The 17,023-nt window shown below is 70.5% G+C and carries 17 protein-coding genes and 1 pseudogene; 7 read left to right on the top strand and 11 right to left on the bottom strand.

The features are described 5' to 3' along the window. Nucleotides 1-171: 171 nt before the first annotated feature. The 3 genes from JHW41_RS02860 to JHW41_RS02850 form a co-directional block, all read right to left on the bottom strand. On the bottom strand, nucleotides 172-1,200 hold the full coding sequence (locus JHW41_RS02860) for an aldo/keto reductase (protein WP_250448966.1): 1,029 nt from the start codon (nucleotides 1,198-1,200) through the stop codon (nucleotides 172-174). Between the two features lie 180 nt (nucleotides 1,201-1,380). Continuing rightward, on the bottom strand, nucleotides 1,381-2,553 hold the full coding sequence (locus tag JHW41_RS02855) for a lactonase family protein (protein WP_250448965.1): 1,173 nt from the start codon (nucleotides 2,551-2,553) through the stop codon (nucleotides 1,381-1,383). A 177-nt stretch (nucleotides 2,554-2,730) separates the two neighbouring features. Further along, nucleotides 2,731-3,420: an SIMPL domain-containing protein gene (locus JHW41_RS02850; RefSeq protein WP_250448964.1), complete on the bottom strand. Its 690-nt coding sequence runs from the start codon at nucleotides 3,418-3,420 to the stop codon at nucleotides 2,731-2,733. Between the two features lie 149 nt (nucleotides 3,421-3,569). On the opposite strand from JHW41_RS02850, the gene JHW41_RS02845 reads away from it, so the two are divergent. Continuing rightward, complete coding sequence (locus JHW41_RS02845) at nucleotides 3,570-3,824, top strand: DUF3297 family protein (protein WP_057949257.1); 255 nt, start codon at nucleotides 3,570-3,572, stop codon at nucleotides 3,822-3,824. Here JHW41_RS02845 and JHW41_RS26265 read toward each other — a convergent pair. Next, nucleotides 3,794-3,871, bottom strand: coding sequence for a hypothetical protein (locus tag JHW41_RS26265; protein WP_428995618.1), 78 nt, complete (start codon nucleotides 3,869-3,871; stop codon nucleotides 3,794-3,796). The two genes, JHW41_RS02845 and JHW41_RS26265, sit on opposite strands and share 31 nt — an antisense overlap. Between JHW41_RS26265 and JHW41_RS26260 the strand changes: the two genes are divergently transcribed. Next, the gene (locus tag JHW41_RS26260; protein WP_428995617.1) at nucleotides 3,870-4,085 is read left to right on the top strand and encodes a hypothetical protein; all 216 of its coding nucleotides are present in this window, start codon (nucleotides 3,870-3,872) and stop codon (nucleotides 4,083-4,085) included. The genes JHW41_RS26265 and JHW41_RS26260 overlap by 2 nt on opposite strands. An 80-nt stretch (nucleotides 4,086-4,165) precedes the next feature. Here the strand turns inward: JHW41_RS26260 and JHW41_RS26255 are convergent. Then, nucleotides 4,166-4,417: pseudogene (locus JHW41_RS26255) on the bottom strand (tetratricopeptide repeat protein); the annotation flags it as partial. 277 nt (nucleotides 4,418-4,694) lie between these two features. On the opposite strand from JHW41_RS26255, the gene JHW41_RS02835 reads away from it, so the two are divergent. After that, nucleotides 4,695-6,347, top strand: coding sequence for a vWA domain-containing protein (locus tag JHW41_RS02835; RefSeq protein WP_428995447.1), 1,653 nt, complete (start codon nucleotides 4,695-4,697; stop codon nucleotides 6,345-6,347). A gap of 1,035 nt (nucleotides 6,348-7,382) precedes the next feature. Here the strand turns inward: JHW41_RS02835 and JHW41_RS02830 are convergent. From JHW41_RS02830 to tsaA, 5 genes are all read right to left on the bottom strand, one after another. Beyond that, nucleotides 7,383-8,753: an amino acid permease gene (locus JHW41_RS02830; RefSeq protein WP_057949259.1), complete on the bottom strand. Its 1,371-nt coding sequence runs from the start codon at nucleotides 8,751-8,753 to the stop codon at nucleotides 7,383-7,385. Nucleotides 8,754-9,095: 342 nt separating this feature from the next. Then, on the bottom strand, nucleotides 9,096-9,857 hold the full coding sequence (locus JHW41_RS02825) for an ABC transporter permease (protein WP_057949260.1): 762 nt from the start codon (nucleotides 9,855-9,857) through the stop codon (nucleotides 9,096-9,098). Then, nucleotides 9,854-10,837 carry an ABC transporter ATP-binding protein gene (locus JHW41_RS02820; protein ID WP_250448962.1) on the bottom strand — a complete coding sequence of 328 codons (984 nt, stop codon included), beginning with the start codon at nucleotides 10,835-10,837 and terminating at the stop codon, nucleotides 9,854-9,856. Before JHW41_RS02820 ends, JHW41_RS02825 begins: the two co-directional genes overlap by 4 nt. A gap of 255 nt (nucleotides 10,838-11,092) precedes the next feature. After that, nucleotides 11,093-11,599, bottom strand: coding sequence for an SRPBCC domain-containing protein (locus tag JHW41_RS02815; RefSeq protein WP_078997400.1), 507 nt, complete (start codon nucleotides 11,597-11,599; stop codon nucleotides 11,093-11,095). A 240-nt stretch (nucleotides 11,600-11,839) separates the two neighbouring features. Beyond that, nucleotides 11,840-12,370 carry a tRNA (N6-threonylcarbamoyladenosine(37)-N6)-methyltransferase TrmO gene (gene tsaA / locus JHW41_RS02810; RefSeq protein WP_250448961.1) on the bottom strand — a complete coding sequence of 177 codons (531 nt, stop codon included), beginning with the start codon at nucleotides 12,368-12,370 and terminating at the stop codon, nucleotides 11,840-11,842. Between the two features lie 305 nt (nucleotides 12,371-12,675). Between tsaA and JHW41_RS02805 the strand changes: the two genes are divergently transcribed. From JHW41_RS02805 to JHW41_RS02790, 4 genes are all read left to right on the top strand, one after another. Then, entirely contained in the window at nucleotides 12,676-13,050 is a 375-nt protein-coding gene (locus JHW41_RS02805; RefSeq protein WP_057949264.1) for a YciI family protein, read from the top strand. Nucleotides 13,051-13,163: 113 nt separating this feature from the next. Beyond that, entirely contained in the window at nucleotides 13,164-15,182 is a 2,019-nt protein-coding gene (locus tag JHW41_RS02800) for a beta-propeller domain-containing protein (protein ID WP_250448960.1), read from the top strand. Nucleotides 15,183-15,241: 59 nt separating this feature from the next. Further along, complete coding sequence (locus JHW41_RS02795) at nucleotides 15,242-15,634, top strand: excalibur calcium-binding domain-containing protein (RefSeq protein ID WP_250448959.1); 393 nt, start codon at nucleotides 15,242-15,244, stop codon at nucleotides 15,632-15,634. A 141-nt stretch (nucleotides 15,635-15,775) separates the two neighbouring features. Further along, complete coding sequence (locus JHW41_RS02790) at nucleotides 15,776-16,348, top strand: DUF3016 domain-containing protein (protein ID WP_057949267.1); 573 nt, start codon at nucleotides 15,776-15,778, stop codon at nucleotides 16,346-16,348. Nucleotides 16,349-16,518: 170 nt separating this feature from the next. On the opposite strand, the gene JHW41_RS02785 is transcribed toward JHW41_RS02790, so the two are convergent. Further along, complete coding sequence (locus JHW41_RS02785) at nucleotides 16,519-16,938, bottom strand: VOC family protein (protein WP_057949268.1); 420 nt, start codon at nucleotides 16,936-16,938, stop codon at nucleotides 16,519-16,521. Nucleotides 16,939-17,023 lie beyond the last annotated feature (85 nt).

Below are 17,023 nucleotides of genomic sequence, written 5' to 3'. Positions count from 1 at the left end.
CGCCCGGCATGCCGGGCGTTTTCGTTTTTCGCCGCGCACCGCAGCCCCTGTAGGAGCGGCGCAAGCCGCGACCGCGACAACGCAACTACGACGAAACTTGCAACGCGAGCGGACGCCCCGCGGTCGCAGCTCGCGCGGCTCCTACAGGTAGATTACGCGGCGCCGCGAGATTCACACCGGCGAGGGATTGCGCTCGGCGAAACCGGCCTGGTGCCAGTACGGATAAGCCTTATCGCGCGCGCTCGCGGCGTCGAGCGTAGCCACTTGCTCGGGGGTAAGATTCCAACCGACCGCGCCGAGGTTCTGCCGCAGTTGTTCCTCGTTGCGCGCGCCGATCACCACGGTCGCCACGGTCGGCCGCTGCAGCAGCCAGTTCAGCGCGATCTGCGGCACGGTCTTGCCGGTCTGCGCGGCGATGTCGTCGAGCGCGTCGACCACGCGGTACAGGTACTCCTGCTCCACCGGCGGTCCCATGTCGGCGGTGGCGTGCAGGCGGCTGGTGTCCGGCAGCGGCTGGCCGCGGCGGATCTTGCCGGTCAAGCGGCCCCAGCCCAGCGGGCTCCACACCACGGCGCCGACGCCCTGGTCCAGGCCCAGCGGCATCAGCTCCCATTCGTAGTCGCGGCCGATCAACGAGTAATAGGCCTGGTGGGCGACGTAGCGGCTCCAGCCGTGGCGCTCGGCCAGGTCCAGCGACTTCATCAGATGCCAGCCGGAGAAATTCGACACGCCCAGGTAGCGCAGCTTGCCGGCGCGGACCAGATCGTCGAGGGTCGACAGCGTCTCTTCGATCGGCGTGCGCGCATCGAAGCCGTGCAGTTGGAACAGGTCGATGTAGTCGGTGCCCAGGCGCTTGAGCGAGGCGTCGACGCTGCGCAGCAGGTGTTGGCGCGAGGAGCCGACCTCGTTCTCGCCGTCGCCGAAGCGGAAGGTGGCCTTGGTCGAGATCAGGTAGCTGTCGCGCGGGCGGCCCTGCAACGCTTCGCCGAGGATGGACTCGGCCGCGCCGCGCGAATAGATGTCGGCGCTGTCGAACAGGTTGACGCCGGCTTCGAGCGCGATGTCGAGCAGGCGGCGCGCCTCGACCACGTCGGTCTGGCCCCAGGCCTTGAAGAAATCGCCGTGGCCGCCGAAGGTGCCGGTGCCGAAGCTGAGCACCGGCACGCGCAGGCCGGAGCGGCCGAGATAACGGTGTTCCATGCCGCACTCCTGAGATGAGGGGAGAGCGCCATTGCACGCCATCGGCGGCGCGCGCCGCAACCGCGCCGGCGGGACGATGCGTTGTCGCCGTGCGGGGCCCCCGCTCCTGTGGGAGGGCCTTCAGGCCCGACGCCTTCCGATCAAATCGCCGCAGCCCGACGCAACAGCCTCAAGCTACGGTTACCGCGAAGGCCCCGGCACGAACTTCACGTCCGAAGGCGACACCATCGGCAAGGTCTGCACCGTCGCGCCGAGTTCGCCGCTGGCCGGATCGCGCGCGATCACCACCAGATTGCCGCTGTGCTGGTTGGCCACCACCACATGGCGCCCGTCCGGCGCCAGCGCGAATTCGCGCGGCCCGCGGCCTTCGCTGGCGCGGCGCTGCAGCGGACGCAGGCGGCCGTCGCCGGGATCGACCGCGTACACGGCGATGTGGTTGTCCTCGCCGCGGTTGCTGGCATAGAGGAATCGCCCGTCGGCCGACAGGTGCAGCGCGGCGGCGGCGTTGCCCTGGCGCCGGCCCGGGTCCAGCGCCAGGGTCTGGACGATGCGCAGGCGGCCGTCGTCGTGATCGAGCGCGACGATCTCGCCGCTCATCTCCAGGGTCAGATAGGCATGGCGGCCGTCGGCGGAAAACAGCAGGTGGCGCGGCCCGCTGCCGGCCGGCAGCTCCAGCCACGGCGTCGCCGCGGCCTGCAACGGCCGCTCGGCGCTGCGCGCCGGGTCGTAGCGATAGGCATAGACCTTGTCGGCGCCGAGGTCGGCGGCGAACACGTAACGGCCGTCGGGCGATTGCGCGGCGGCGTGCACGTGCGGGCCGAGTTGGCGCTCGCGATCGGCCTGGCTGGCGCGATGGCCGAGCACCTGCACCGCCGCGCCGAGACGGCCGTCGGCATCGACCGGCAGCACGGCGAGGCTGCCGCCGGGGCTCTGCGCGCCGGAGTAGTTCGACACGAACAGGTAGCGCCCGTCGCGGCCGAGCGCGGCGTGCGCCGGATCGTCGCCGAGGGTGTTGGCCCGCGACAGCGCGCGGCTGCGGGCGGCGCCGCGGCCGAGCGCGAAACTGCTGGCGCGGCCGACCGGATCGGGCGAGGCCGGGCCGTTCTCGTTGACCGCGAACAGGCGCGCGCCGTCGGCCGAGACGGCCAGCCACGAAGGATTGTCGGTGACGATGGTTTCCAGCGGCCGCGGATCGATGCGGCCGCTGGCCGGGTCGAAGCGATAGCGGCCGACGCCTTGGCATTGCCCGCCGGTGTAGCAGCCCACCAACAATTCGACCGGCGCGGTCTCGGCGTGGGCGATGGCGGCGCTCATGAGCAGGCTCCAGGCTAGCAGGGCGGAACGCAGGGGCATCGTGGGCTCCGGTGGGCGCGAAGCGTCGATGCTGCCTCAATCGCGGCGTTCGACCAAGGACGGGGTTTGGCGTTCGGGCGGTCGAAGCGACCGGATCCGAGAGCATCGGGCCTGAAGGCCCTCCCACAACAGCCGCTCGTGTGGGAGGGCCTTCAGGCCCGACGCTGTCCTGTCCGCTCAGCGCGAATACTCGAACTCCACCTCCGCCTGCGCCGTCACCTCGCCGGTCTGCGCCGGCGCCTCGGCCGCATAGTCGTACGCGCGCGCGCCGTGCTGCCGCGCGGTCGGCGTCTGCGGCGACCACCACGGACGCTCGTCGAGGAACTTCACCGCGCGCGCCCCGCGCAGACGCCAGCCCAGTTCCTGCGCGATCGCCAGGGCGCGGCGCTGCGCGTCGCGCAGGGCCAGGCGCTGCGCTTGCTCGGTGTACTCGGGCAGGCGTTCGGAGAACGGCCGCAGTTCGAATTCGGCCACGCCGGCCTCGGCCAGGGCCTGCTGCAGCCGGACCAGCGCGGCCTCGCCGCGCACGCGCACGGCGAAACGGCTGGAGAAGCGCCATTGCGGCGCCGCCTGGGTCCCGCGCGACTGCAGCCGAGGCGGGTCCTGCGCGCGCCCGGCCAGGGCGCCGGCGTGGGCGTCGAGCGCCCGCCGCAGCGCCGCCTGCGCCGGCTCGAATCGTTCGCGCGCGGCGTTCGCGTCGGCGCCGTCGCCGACCGCGGCGAACGCCAGTTCGTACAGGTCCGGCTGCCAGGCCACGCGGCCGAATCCGGCCACGCGCAAACGCCCGCCGGTCTCGATGTCCTGCGCCGCCGCCGCGGCCGGCAGCGCCAGCCCCAGCGCCAGGATCCAGGCCGCCGCCATCTTCATGGGCCCTGCCCTCTTGGAGGTCGGCGCCATTCTAGGGCGCCGCGCGCGGGCTTTGCCGAGGCTGGGCCGTGCCGGCGCGCGCGCGTATCCTAGGCGCCGCGCCGGCCGCGTCCGCGCCGGCGCGCAGTCCATCACGCACGAGCGCCGCCATGACCGATACCCCGCCCGACCGCCTCTCCAACGACCCGCGCAGCCCGTTCTACGCCCCTTCCGTGCTTGAGCGCGGCATCGGCATCCGCTTCAACGGCGTGGAGCGCAGCAACGTCGAGGAGTACTGCATCAGCGAAGGCTGGGTGCGCTTGCCGGTCGGCAAGTCGCTCGACCGCCGCGGCAACCCGATGACGATGAAGCACAAGGGCGCGGTCGAGGCGTATTACCTCACCGAAGCGCCCGACGCCGAATAAGTCTTCGCCGCCGCGCGAGCTTTCGTGGGAGGGGCTTCAGCCCCGATGCTTTCGTCTCAGGTCGCCGCGACCCGGGCCGGCGGCGTCGGCGCTGACGTCCCTCCCGCTGCGTTTGCGGGCGCCGCGCGCAAGCCCGCGAGCAATCGGTCCATGTCGGCGGCCAGTTCCGGGATCGGCTGCGGCAGGCGCTGCGCGGCCTCGATCAGGGCGCAGGCGCGCGCCGCATCGCCGGCCGCCGCCGCGTCCAGGGCGCGGGCGTAGTCGCCCAGCGGCGCCGGCGCGTCCAGCACCGGCCGCAGCCACTGGCGCGCATCGCTCGCGATGCCGCGCATCAGCAACAGCTGCGCCAGTTGGAACCGCGCGACCACGAATCCCGGCAGCCGCGCCAGCACCGCGCGCAGGCGCTGCTCGGCGCGGTCGTACAGGCCCAGCTGGGCGTGCTGGATCGCCAGCAGGTACTGCGCGTGGACGTTGTCCGGATCGCATTCGAGCACCCGCTGCAGCAGGCGCACGGCCTCGACGTCGCGCGCCTGGGCGATCGCGGCGTGGGCGCGCTGCAGCAGCGCCGTCAGATCGGGACGCGGTTCGGTCATGCGGTGGGCGGAAGACGACAGGGGGAATCGGCGCAACGGAGGCGGCCGCGCGTTCCCCGACGCGCGGCCCCGCCGTGCGGGGGCGCTCATTGTGCCGCGCCGACGGTCCGCGAAAAAAGCGAACTGCGTCATAACGAAAAGCGAAGACGGCTTGGTGTAGCGTCCGATCGCCGCCGTCCAGGGACGGCCCCGCCACCGGCCACGAAGGCCGCGGCGCGGCCCGCACGGCCCGCGGCATGCAGTTCACCGACGCACAACCGATCATTGGAGGATCACCATGTCGTCGCGTTCCCCGCTCCGCATTCGCCCCCGTTCCCCTCTCCCCGCGCGCGGCCTGCTCGTCGCCGGCCTCGCCGTCGCGCTGGCCCTGGCCGGCTGCAGCCGCAAGGTCGAGCGCGCCGAATCGGCCGATGCCGCCGCCGTGGAGTACGTCTCCGCGCCCGAGCCGCCGATGGCCGCGCAGGCGCCCGAAACCAACACCGAGAACTACGAGAAGATCGAGCCCAACCCGATCCACCGCACCGCCGAACAGCCGGTCTCGACCTTCTCCATCGACGTGGACACCGGCAGCTACGCCAACGTGCGGCGCATGCTCGCCGCCGGCGAACTGCCGCCCAAGGACGCGGTGCGGATCGAGGAACTGGTGAACTATTTCGACTACGGCTATCCGCGCCCGGAATCCAAGGACGTGCCGTTCGAGGTCACCACCGAACTGGCGCCGGCGCCGTGGAACGGCAAGCGCGTGCTGCTGCAGATCGGCATCCAGGGCTACGACGTGGAGCGCGAGCAGCTGCCGCCGGCCAACCTGGTGCTGCTGGCCGACACCTCCGGCTCGATGGACGAACCCGACAAGCTGCCGCTGCTCAAGCGCGCCTTCGCCCAACTGCTGCCGCAGCTGCGCGCGCAGGACCGCGTGTCGATCGTCGCCTACGCCGGCTCGGCCGGGCTGGTGCTGCCGCCGACCCCGGGCGACCACGGCGGCGAGATCATGGACGCGCTCGAACGCCTGCAGGCCGGCGGCTCCACCAACGGCGGCGAAGGCATCCAGCTGGCCTACGCGACCGCGCGCCAGGCCTACATCGACGGCGGCATCAACCGCGTGCTGCTGGCCACCGACGGCGATTTCAACGTCGGCGTGGCCAACCAGCAGGCGCTGGAAACCCTGGTCGCCGACCAGCGCAAGAGCGGCATCGCCCTGAGCACGCTCGGCTTCGGCACCGGCAACTACAACGACGCCATGGCCGAGCGCCTGGCCGACGTCGGCAACGGCAACCACGCCTACATCGACAGCGCGCTGGAAGCGCAGAAGGTGCTGGTCGAGGAAATGGGCTCGACCCTGATGACCATCGCCGGCGACGTCAAGGTGCAGGTCGAGTTCAACCCGGCCACGGTCGCCGAGTACCGCCTGATCGGCTACGAGAACCGCCTGCTCAAGCGCGAGGACTTCAACAACGACCAGGTCGACGCCGGCGAGATCGGCGCCGGCCACGACGTCACCGCGCTGTACGAACTGGCCCTGGTCGGCTCCGGCGGCGAGGCCAGCGACCCGCTGCGCTACGCCAAGGACGAGGCGCCCAAGCCCGCCGGCGCGGTCAAGCCCGACGAGCTGGCGCTGCTGAAGCTGCGCTACAAGCGTCCGGGCGAAGACCGCAGCCGCCTGATCGAGAGCCCGCTGATGCGCCGCGACATCGCCGCGCAGCCCGGCGAACGCATGCGCTTCGCCGCGGCCGTGGCCGGCTTCGGCGAAATGCTGCGCGGCGGCGAGCGCCTGGGTCCGGGTTTCGGCTGGGACGGCGTGATCGGCCTGGCGCGCAGCGCGCGCGGCGACGACCGCAACGGTTACCGCGGCGAGTTCCTGCAATTGGCGCAGACGGCGCGCAGCCTGCAGGCCAAGGCGCCTGGCGGCGGAGCCGTCGCGGCCGGCGAGTAAGCCGGCGTCGTTGGGACGCATCTGCCGCAAGCTCGGCGGATGCGTCCGTTGAGATGACGCATTTCAATGCGCCGCCTCCGAGGGAGGCGGCTTTGAGATCGCGAAGCCGCCAGGTGCTGGTGCTGGTGCTGGTGCTGGTGCTGGTGCTGCCACAGCTCTTGCAGTTGCTCTTCGCTGTGACGCAACCCCGCCCGAGGCCCACGTCGCCTAGCCCCGGAGGGCGCGCGCATGGATGCGCGCGTGCGCCATGGGACAGGATGTCCCTTATGGCGCAGCCCCGCGCAAGGTGCTGGACTTAGTGGCTTGTGACCTTAAACAAGCGTTTTTCTTTGGCTACTTTCTTTTGTCGCGCTGACAAAAGAAAGTAGCTCGGCCGCTTGCGGACGAAAGCTTTTGATAGTGGCTTGTCATCGCGCGACATATCGATAACGGCGAAGGCAGCAGCAAAATCAAAGTGGGTTCCGGCTTTCGCCGGAATGACGGGCGAGGGGTTGCGTATCCGACTGTAGGAGCGGCGCGAGCCGCGACCGCGGCAACGCAACTACGACGCAACTTTCGCAATCGCCGCGATGGCGCGGTCGCGGCTTGCGCCGCTCCTACAGGGGGCGTGCCGCGGTGGGTTTCGTCCTTGCGTGTGCGTGCGCGCGACGACAAGCGAACATCAAGAGCTTCCGTCCGCAAGCGGCCGGGTCACTTTCTTTGTCTTAAGCCACAAAGAAAGTAACCAAAGAAAAGGCCTTATCTTTTTCGGATCAAGAGCCACTAAGGCTCATCGTGGCGCGGGGCCGCGCCATAAGGGGCATCCTGCCCCATGGCGCGCGTGCGCATCCATGCGCACGCCCTTCGGGGCTGCAGAACGTGTGCTTTGCTTGGGGTTGCGTCCCAGCAAAAAGCAACGGCAACGACAACGGCAAAATCAAAACGGATGGTGGTTTTCGCCGGAATGGCGGCGCAGGTACGGAAGCGCCAACCAAAACGCAAAGCGGCGCGAGCCGAAGCTCGCGCCGCCTGGGTCCGGCGCCGTCGCCGCGGCGCTCAATCCACCGCTGCGCGCCGATGGAACCCCAACGCGTAGAACAGCACCGTCAACAGGACCAAGAACGCCGGCCCCACGATCAACGCCACCCGGGTGTCCGGGAAATAGGCCATCAGCCCGATCACCAGCACCAGGAACGCCAGCGCGATCCACGAGCCGACCGGGAACATCGGCGCCTTGAACGCCAGCGCATCGCGCTCGGCCGCGCTCAGGCGGGCGCGGAACTTCATGTGCGCCACCAGGATCACGCCCCAGGTCCAGATCGCGCCGAAAGTGGCGATGGACGTCACCCACACGAATACCTTGGCCGGGGCCAGATAGTTCGCCGCCACGCCGATCAGCAACGCCGCCACCGACACCAGGATCGCCGCACGCGGCACGCCGCCGGGCGAGGTGCGCGCGAACAGCGCCGGCGCCTGCTTTTGCTGGGCCAGGTTGTAGAGCATGCGGCCGGTGCTGAAGATGCCGCCGTTGCACGAGGACAAGGCCGCAGTCAGGACCACGAAGTTGATGATGCCGGCGGCCTCGCGGATGCCCAGGCGTTCGAAGGTCTGCACGAACGGGCTGCCGGTGGTGCCCAGTTCGTTCCACGGGTACAGCGACAGGATCACGAACAACGCGCCGACGTAGAAGATCACGATCCGCCAGAACACCGAGTTGATCGCGTCGGGAATCGACTTGGCCGGGTTGGCCGCCTCGCCCGCGGTCAGGCCGATCATCTCCACGCCGAGGTAGGCGAACATCACCATCTGCAGCGACATCAGCACGCCCTGCGCGCCGTTGGGGAAGAAGCCGCCGTGCGCCCACAGGTTGGAGATGCCGATGGCCACGCCGTTGTTGCCCAGGCCGAACACGATCATCGCCAGGCCGCCGAGGATCATCGCGACGATGGTCACCACCTTGATCATCGCGAACCAGAATTCGAACTCGCCGTAAGCCTTGACCGTGATCAGGTTGACCGAGCCCATCGCCACCAGCGCGGCCAGCGCCCAGCCCCATTGCGGCGAACCGGGGAACCACACCTGCATGTACACGCCGACCGCGGTGATCTCGGCCACGCAGGTCACCAGCCACAGGAACCAGTAGTTCCAGCCGGTCAGGTAGCCCGACAGCGGACCGAGGTAGTCGCGCGCGTAGCGGCTGAAGGAACCGGCCACCGGGTTGTGCACCGCCATCTCGCCGAGCGCGCGCATGATGATGAAGATCGCGCCGCCGCCGAGCAGGTAGGCCAGCAGGATGCCGGGGCCGGCCAGCTTGATCGCGTTGGCCGAGCCCAGGAACAGGCCGACGCCGATCGCGGCGCCCAGCGCCATCAGGCGGATGTGGCGCTCGCTGAGGCCGCGGTGGAGTTGCTGGTGGTCGTTGGGCATCCGCGGTGGCTCCGGCTGCGGTCCGGCGCGACGACCGCGCTGCGCTCAACGCGGCCGGGCCGGGACCGCCGCAGCATACTCCGCGGGTCGGGTATACGGCAGGGTTCGGTCGCGACGAATGGCTGCCGCTTTTCCCGGTTTTTCCCGTGCCGGGCGGTTTTCGGTGAGGGCGCCGTCGGCGGCTGCGGCGAAACTCGCGTCTGCGGCGCTCATCCCCTCATCCCAACCCTCTTCCGCAAGCGGGAGAGGGAACACATTCGCAGCGCCGCTCAAAGCCCCTCTCCCGCTTGCGGGAGAGGGGTTGGGATGAGGGACGCGCTCCGACCGACTAGACCGCCGCGTTCAACTCTTGAGCTTGTAGCCGGTCCGGAAGATCCACCACACCACCACCAGGCACAAGACCATGAACCCCGCGGTCATCCCCACGCTCAGCCCGATGTCCACGTCCGACTTGCCGTAGAAGCTCCAGCGGAACCCGTTGACCAGGTACACCACCGGATTGAACAGCGACACCGAGCGCCAGAACGGCGGCAGCATGTCGATGGAATAGAAGCTGCCGCCGAGGAAGGTCAGCGGCATCACGATCATCATCGGGATCATCTGCAGCTTCTCGAAACCGTCCGCCCACACCCCGATGATGAAGCCGAACAGGCTGAAGGTGACCGCTGTCAGCACCAGGAAGGCGATCATCCACAACGGATGGACGATCTCGAAATCGACGAAGAACCGCGCCGTGATCAGCATCAGCGTGCCCAGGATCACCGACTTGGTCGCCGCCGCGCCGACGTAGCCGCAGATCGCCTCGATGAACGACACCGGCGCCGACAGCAGTTCGTAGATCGTGCCCGACCACTTGGGCAGGTAGATGCCGAAGGAGGCGTTGGAGATGCTCTCGGTCAGCAGCGACATCATGATCAGGCCCGGCACGATGAAGGCCGCGTAGCTGACCCCGCCGATCTCGACCATGCGCGAGCCGATCGCCGAACCGAACACGATGAAGTACAGCGACGTCGACAGCACCGGCGTAGCGATGGACTGCATCAGGGTGCGGAAGGTGCGGTGCATCTCGAAGAAATAGATCGCCTTGATCGCATGCAGGTTCATGCCCGCGCCTCCTGCGCCGGGCGCGGCGCCTTGACCAAGTTGACGAATATCTCTTCGAGCGAACTCTGCGCCGTGCGCAGGTCCTTGAACTCGATCCCGTGCTCGGCCAGGCGCTTGAGCAGCGCGGCGATGCCGGTGTCCTCGGCCTGGGCGTCGAAGGTGTAGACCAGCTCGTTGCCGTCGGCCGACAGCGCCAGCGCGTCGTTGGCCAGTCCGGCCGGCAGCGCGGCCAGCGGCGCCTGCAGTTGCAGGGTCAGCTGCTTCTTGCCGAGCTTGCGCATCAGCGCGCGGGTGTCCTCGACCAGCACGATCTCGCCTTTGTTGATCACCCCGACCCGGTCGGCCATTTCCTCGGCCTCCTCGATGTAGTGGGTGGTCAGGATGATGGTCGTGCCGTTCTCGCGCAGGCGCGACACCATCGCCCACATCTCGCGGCGCAGTTCCACGTCGACGCCGGCGGTGGGTTCGTCGAGGAACAGGATGCGCGGCTCGTGCGACAGCGCCTTGGCGATCAGCACGCGCCGCTTCATGCCGCCGGACAGGGCCATGATCTTCTCGCCGCGCTTGTCCCACAGCGCCAGCTCGCGCAGCAGTTTTTCCAGATAGGCCGGATCGGGCGCCTTGCCGAACAGGCCACGACTGAAGCGGACCGTGTCCCACACGGTTTCGAACGCGTCGGTGTGCAGCTCCTGCGGCACCAGCCCGATCGCCGCGCGCGCGGCGCGGTAGTCGCGCACGATGTCGTGGCCGTCGGCCAGCACCCGGCCTTCGCCGGGATTGACGATGCCGCAGACGATGCTGATCAGGGTGGTCTTGCCGGCGCCGTTGGGGCCGAGCAGGGCGAAGATCTCGCCGCGGCGGATGTCCAGGTCGATGCGCTTGAGCGCCTGGAAACCGCCGGCGTAGGTCTTGGTCAGGCCCTGGATCGACACGATGGCGTCGGCGGCGGGCACGGGGGAAGCGGGGGTCTGTGGCGGCATGGCGGCTCCGCGGTCGCCGCGCGCGGCGCGGCTGTGGAGGTGGCGCGGCGCCGGGGACGGCGCGGCGGCGAAGGACGGTCGGCAACGGGGCAAGACCGGGCGCTGCGATGGTAACGGCGCCGGCGCGCGCGGCGCGTGTGGGTACGAGCGCACCGATGGAACAGTGCGGGCGCGCGGTGGCGGCCGCCAGGGTGGTTTGTCAGGCGCTTGGGGCGCCGACGGCGCCGCGGCAGGGTGCCGCGACGCCGCGCCGGCTCAGCGCTCGGCGAGGTAGGCGTCCAGGCGTTCGAACGAATCGCTCCAGCCCGGCACCGTGCCCATCTCCTGCGCCAGTTCGCGTTCCTCGCGGTCGGGGAACACGATGGCCACGGTCAACAGGGTTTCCTCGGGGCCTTGTTCGGCGAAATCGACGGTCACCTCCGAGGGCTGCGGCGGACGCTCGTCGTCCCAGTCGTCGGTGTAGACCAGCCGGTCGGGTTCGAGGATCTGCCGGTACACGCCCTTGATCGGATACTCGGCGCCGTCCGGCCCGACCATGCAGATGCGGAACTGCCCGCCCACGCGCACGTCCATCTCGCGCACCACGCTGCGGAAGCCGTGCGGGCCCCACCAGCGGGCGACGTGGACCGGGTCGGTCCAGGCCAGGAACGCCAGCTCGCGCGGGGCGTGGATGATGCGTTGCAGGGTGATGCTGCGCTCTTCGATACGGTGGGTCGTGCGCGCGGGCGCCACCGCGAGCGTGCTGGAACCGTCGGACGTCATGTCGGAACTCCTGAGCGAGGAAACGCCGCGCCGCGGACCCCGGCGCTGCGAAGCCGGGGCGAACCGAAGCCGGACGGCACGGACCGCAAATGGTTTGGATCGATCTTATGTGGAGCTGTGGTAGTTAACCGGTTGGGAAACTAGCGCCGGGACCACGCTCCGTCAAGGCAGCGGGCCACAGCATGCACAGCCGCGTCCCAAGGCTTGAGACGCGCGCCGGCGCATAGACGTTGCAAGGCCTCAGGCGCCCGGCGCGGGCGTTCGCGGGCGCTTGGGACCGGGCGCGGAATGGCGGCCCTGGTCGGCGTCGATGTCGTCGATCCAACCCGCGCGCGCGCCGGCGAACGCGTCGGCGTAGGGCACGTACGGCTTGATGTCGAGCACCGGCGTGCCGTCGAGCAGATCGACCCCGCGCAGCACCAGTGCGCCGTCCTCGACCGCCACCAACTCCACCGCCGACAACCCCAGCGGATTGGGCCGGTGCGGCGAGCGCGTCGCCAGCACCCCGCGCTTGGGCCCGCCGCGCGGCGGCTTGACCTGCGCGTTCCAGCCCTGGCTGCGGTGGAACGCGAAGATCAGCCAGATCCGCTCGAACCCGGCCAGGTCGGCGTAGGCCGCCGGCGGCAGGTCGGCGACGAACTCCAGCCGCGCCTGCACCGCCGCGCCGCTTTCGGTGCCGGCCACCACCGTGGACTGGTGCGGCGCGTCGATGCGCTGGGCGTAGGGCGAGCGCAGGTAGGCGATGGGGCGGCAGACGAACTCGGCGGACATGGACGGGACGGCGGCTGTGGGAGGGACGGTTTCGCGGAGGGGGGGCTACTTCTGTGGTTTTGTGGGAGGGACCGCTCTTGTGGGAGGGACTTCAGTCCCGACGCTTTCCGCTCAGCCCTGGACATACTCCCATGGAGCCACTCGCCAGCGGAAACGAAAGCGTCGGGGCTGAAGCCCCTCCCACGACAGCCTTGCCCCGCAGCCGCCCGCGGCAACTGAACCCGCATGCGTTTTGTCACTGCATCGCCCTGCGCTCCCGGCGTTATCCTGCCGGCCGAACGCCCGCCCCCGCTGCCGAGGTCCCGATGAAGTTCCTGGTGATGATCTACAACGACGATGCGCTGATCGAAGCCCTGCCCGACGGCGAGTACGCGACCATGATGCGCGGCTGCATCCGCCATGCCGACGAGATGCGCGAGAGCGGCCAGCTGGTCGACTCGCAGATGCTCGCGCCGCCGGCGCAGGCGGTGTCGCTGCGCACCCGCGGCGGCCGCACCACCTTCATGGACGGTCCCTTCGCCGAGGCCAAGGAATACCTGGGCGGCTTCAACCTGATCGAGGCGGCGGACATGGACGAGGCCGTGCGCATCGCTCAGGCGTTCCCGTGGAGCCGCACCGGCCGCATCGAGGTGCGCCCGGTCGCCGACTTCGAAGCGGTGCGCAAGCACTTCGACGCCTGAGCCGGCCGGCGGCGCGCCGCCGCCGACCCCACGGCGCCGACACGGACGTTGATGGCGATATCCGCCGCGGCCGCCGGCCGCGGCGTCCTCGCCCGGACCACAAGGACGACTCCATGAAATCGCTGTTCGCCGCGGCGCTGTCCGCCGCCGCCCTGCTCGCCCTGGCGGCCCCGACCGTCGGCCGGGCCGCCACGCCGGCCGCGGCGGCCCGCCCTCCCGCCACGGCCGCCGCCGGCAAGACCCTCAAGCCGTTCGCCAGCGAGCGCGAATTCCGCCGCGCGATGGCGCGCCTGCTCGGCTCCAACGCTTCGCGCCGGCACTACGCGCCGCCCGTTCCAGTCGCGGCAGACGCGCCGGCGGCGCCTGCCGCGCCCGCGCCATCGGTCCCCGCCCCGTTGGCGGCGGCGGCGAACAAAGGCACCACCCTCGACCGCATCCAGGTCACCGGCTCGCGCATCCAGTCGCCGTCCGCCGAGTCGCCGTCCGCCGACACCATCACCAACGTCCAGACCCAGGGCGTGGACGAAGGCGACATCGTCAAGAAACAAGGCGACTACCTGATCGTCCTGCGCCGCGGCCGCCTGTTCTCCCTGGACACCGGCGGCGACCGCCTGCGCGCGGTGTCGTCGATCGACGCCTTCGCCCCCGGCTCCGATCCCAGCGACACTTGGTACGACGAAATGCTCGTCGCCGACGGCACCGTGGTGGTGATCGGCTACAGCTACGACCGCGGCGGCACCGAGATCGGGCTGTTCGACCTGCAAGCCGGCGGCGGCCTGCGCTATCGCGCCACTTACCAGCTGCGCAGCAGCGACTACTACTCGGCGCGCAACTACGCCAGCCGCCTGATCGGCAAGACCCTGATCTTCTACGCGCCGATGTCGCTGGAAGACTACGAAACCGACCGCCCCGACGCGCGCCTGCCCGCGCTGCGCCACTGGCGCAACGGCGCGACCCCGGCCGACTTCCGCCGCATCCTGCCGGCCACCGCGATCTACACCGCGCCCGGCCTGCTCGACCCGCACGACGTCGCCCTGCACGCCGTGACCCAGTGCGAACTCGGCGGCCCGCGCATGCGCTGCCGCTCCAGCGCGGTGCTCGGCGCGGACAGCCGCACCTTCTACGTGTCCGAGGACGCGGTCTACGTCTGGACCTCGCGCGACCCCGATCCCGACCACCCCGGCCGGCCCAACGCCGCCGTGTTCCGCATGCCGCTCGACGGCCGCCCGCCCAGCGCGCTGCGCGCCAGCGGCTCGCCGGTCGACCAGATGTCGTTCCTGCAGCGCGACGGCTGGCTCAACGTGCTGGTCGGCAACGACGCCGAGGGCGAAGCGATGTGGGCCTCGCGCACGCGCACCGGCGATCTCGCCCTGTTGCGCGTGCGCCTGAGCGAGTTCGGCGACGGCCGCGGCATCGCCCACCGCGCCGCTTACCGCCCGCTGCCGCAGGCCAACATCTACGACTACGACCTGCACGCGCGCTTCATCGGCGACTGGCTGGTGTTCGGCTTCGGCGGCTACTGGGGCGATAAGGACGGCGTCGACGTGAAGCGGGCCTTTGCCCTGCGCTATGCCCGGCGCGAGCCGGTGTCGACATTGCGGCTGGCCCACGCGGTCGAACGCGTCGACGCGCTCGGCCCGGACGCGATCCTGATCGGCACCGACCGCGACGACGAAGAACAGGTCAGCACGCGCGCGTTGCATTTCACCAGCCTGCGCCTGGGCGCCGCGGCGCGCGTCGCCGGCCACCACCTGCAAACCGGCGCCACCCAGAGCGACGACCGCACCCACGGCTTCTTCTACCGCCCCGAAGACGCCGACAACGGCCTGCTCGGACTGCCGGTGATCGCCGACGACGGCGACGGCGGCGCCCGCGTGCTGTTCCTGCGCAATCGCCGCCTGGACCTGAGCGCGGCCGGCGCGCTGGCCTCCAGCGCCGACGCCGGCCGGCGCCGCGACGACGGTTGCGTGGTCAGCTGCGTGGACTGGTACGGCGACGCCCGCCCGATCTTCGCCGGCCAACGCGTCTACGCCCTGCTCGGCTACGAGTTGGTCGAGGGCCGGCGCGACGGCGGCCGCATCGTCGAACGGCGGCGGCTGGACTTCACGCCGCGCGCCAAGGTTTCGCGCTGAGCCGGGCGGAATGACCGCTTCGCGTCCCCCGCCGCGTTGACGCGCAGACGGGGGACACGATGAAACCGATCCACGAACGGCGCCGGCGCACCGCGCTGGCCGCCCTGCTCGCAGTGCTCGCCGCCGCGCCGCCGGCCGCGCCCGCGCATGGCGGCGGGCTGGACAGACACGGCTGCCACCACGACCGCAGGAACGGCGGCTATCACTGCCATCGCGGCAGCGCGCCGGCCACGGCGGCGCTGGACCGGGGCGGGTCCGCCCTGCAGCCGCCGGGACGGCGCGGCCTGCGTCCGCTGCCGGTCGATGCCGCCGGCGGCGGCAACACGCAGGGCGCGACCGCCTACCCCAACTGCGCCGCGGCCCGCGCCGCCGGCGCGGCGCCGCTGCTGCGCGGCGATCCGGGCTATTCGCGCCGCCTGGACCGCGACGGCGACGGCCGCGCCTGCGAATAGCGCCACCGCCGCCGCCCGCGAACGGCGCCTGGGCCGGCCGCGGCCGGCATCGTGAACTGCCGCCAACACCGCCCGGTCCGCACTGGCCTGCGACGCGCGGCAGGCGGAGAATCGGGGGCGAATCCACTCACGGAGAGCGTCATGACACTCCGAACCGCCTGGCTGGCCCTGGCCGCCGCCGCCGTCCTGGCGAGCGGCGCCGCCGGCGCCAAGTCCCGTACCGTCACCGATCCCGACGCCCCGCGCGCCCTGCCCGAACAAGGCCCGGTCAGCGTGCGCTGGGAGAACCCCGAGCAGTTCGCCGAAATCCGCCAGAGCCGCAACCGCTTCGACGCGCGCCGCGGCAACTGGGTCGAACAAATCGCCCAGCACGTGCGCAAGCGCGGCGAACGCGAACTGGCGCCCGGCCAGCGCCTGGCGGTCGACATCACCGACATCAAGCGCGCCGGCGACTACGAGCCTTGGCACGGCCCGCAGTTCGACGACACCCGCTTCGTCCGCGACATCTATCCGCCGCGCATCGCCCTCAGCTTCACCCTCACCGACGCCAACGGCCAAGTGATCGAGCAGGGCGAACGCACCCTGCGCGACCTCAGCTTCCTGATGGGTCCGCGCAGCGCCACCGAGTCCGACCCGCTGCGCTACGAGAAGCGGTTGATCGACGACTGGATGAACCGCGAGTTCAAGGCCGACGCGCGCAGCGCGGCGCGGTGATGCTCGCCGGTCGCTGAAACAAGGGCATCGGGCCTGAAGGCCCTGCCACGAAAAGCCCCGCGATCGCGGGGCTTTTTCTTTTCCTCCGGAAGGCACCGCTCCTGCGAAAGGGACCGCTCCCGTGGGAGGGACTTCAGTCCCGACGCCTTCCGCTCAGATCGCCGGCTCCCTCAACCCAAAGCCTCGCTCGGCTCCGCATTGGCGTCCATGTAGAAGATCTCCCAGGTATTGCCGTCCAGATCGTCATACGCGCGCTGGTACATGAAGCCGTAATCCTTCGGCGCGTGCGCCTTGGCCCCGGCCGCGACCGCCTTGTCCACCAGCGCATCGACCTCCTCGCGGCTGGGCACCGGCAACGCCACCAGGGTCTGCACCTGGCGCTGCGGATCGATCAGCTCCTTCTGGGTGAAGGTCTGGAAGAACGGCCGCACCAGCAGCATCGCGAACAGGTTCTCGCCGAGCAGCATGCAGGTCGCGTTCTCGTCGGTGAACTGCGGATTGAAGCTGTAGCCGAGCTGGGTGTAGAAGGCGACCGAGCGGTCCAGGTCCTGCACCGGCAGATTGACGAACAGTTGCGCGTGGGTGGTCATGGCGAAGCTCCGATAAGGGATCGAGGTTGGGGCGGCGGGCGCCGGAACGGGTTCCGTTCCCGCCTGCTCATGACAGCGACGAGCC

It is taken from the genome of Lysobacter enzymogenes (genome assembly GCF_023617245.1).
Classification (GTDB): Bacteria; Pseudomonadota; Gammaproteobacteria; order Xanthomonadales; family Xanthomonadaceae; genus Lysobacter; species Lysobacter yananisis.
Note: the sequence above shows the minus strand (reverse complement) of the source record. Positions and strands in the feature narration are given on the sequence as shown.

Bases quoted from the DNA above. Each gene is read 5' to 3' on its own strand.
- JHW41_RS02860 (WP_250448966.1), bottom strand. From the start codon at position 1,200: ATGGAACACCGTTATCTCGGCCGCTCCGGCCTGCGCGTGCCGGTGCTC.
- JHW41_RS02855 (WP_250448965.1), bottom strand. From the start codon at position 2,553: ATGCCCCTGCGTTCCGCCCTGCTAGCCTGGAGCCTGCTCATGAGCGCC.
- JHW41_RS02850 (WP_250448964.1), bottom strand. From the start codon at position 3,420: ATGAAGATGGCGGCGGCCTGGATCCTGGCGCTGGGGCTGGCGCTGCCG.
- JHW41_RS02845 (WP_057949257.1), top strand. From the start codon at position 3,570: ATGACCGATACCCCGCCCGACCGCCTCTCCAACGACCCGCGCAGCCCG.
- JHW41_RS26260 (WP_428995617.1), top strand. From the start codon at position 3,870: ATGCTTTCGTCTCAGGTCGCCGCGACCCGGGCCGGCGGCGTCGGCGCT.
- JHW41_RS02835 (WP_428995447.1), top strand. From the start codon at position 4,695: ATGTCGTCGCGTTCCCCGCTCCGCATTCGCCCCCGTTCCCCTCTCCCC.
- JHW41_RS02830 (WP_057949259.1), bottom strand. From the start codon at position 8,753: ATGCCCAACGACCACCAGCAACTCCACCGCGGCCTCAGCGAGCGCCAC.
- JHW41_RS02825 (WP_057949260.1), bottom strand. From the start codon at position 9,857: ATGAACCTGCATGCGATCAAGGCGATCTATTTCTTCGAGATGCACCGC.
- JHW41_RS02820 (WP_250448962.1), bottom strand. From the start codon at position 10,837: ATGCCGCCACAGACCCCCGCTTCCCCCGTGCCCGCCGCCGACGCCATC.
- JHW41_RS02815 (WP_078997400.1), bottom strand. From the start codon at position 11,599: ATGACGTCCGACGGTTCCAGCACGCTCGCGGTGGCGCCCGCGCGCACG.
- tsaA (WP_250448961.1), bottom strand. From the start codon at position 12,370: ATGTCCGCCGAGTTCGTCTGCCGCCCCATCGCCTACCTGCGCTCGCCC.
- JHW41_RS02805 (WP_057949264.1), top strand. From the start codon at position 12,676: ATGAAGTTCCTGGTGATGATCTACAACGACGATGCGCTGATCGAAGCC.
- JHW41_RS02800 (WP_250448960.1), top strand. From the start codon at position 13,164: ATGAAATCGCTGTTCGCCGCGGCGCTGTCCGCCGCCGCCCTGCTCGCC.
- JHW41_RS02795 (WP_250448959.1), top strand. From the start codon at position 15,242: ATGAAACCGATCCACGAACGGCGCCGGCGCACCGCGCTGGCCGCCCTG.
- JHW41_RS02790 (WP_057949267.1), top strand. From the start codon at position 15,776: ATGACACTCCGAACCGCCTGGCTGGCCCTGGCCGCCGCCGCCGTCCTG.
- JHW41_RS02785 (WP_057949268.1), bottom strand. From the start codon at position 16,938: ATGACCACCCACGCGCAACTGTTCGTCAATCTGCCGGTGCAGGACCTG.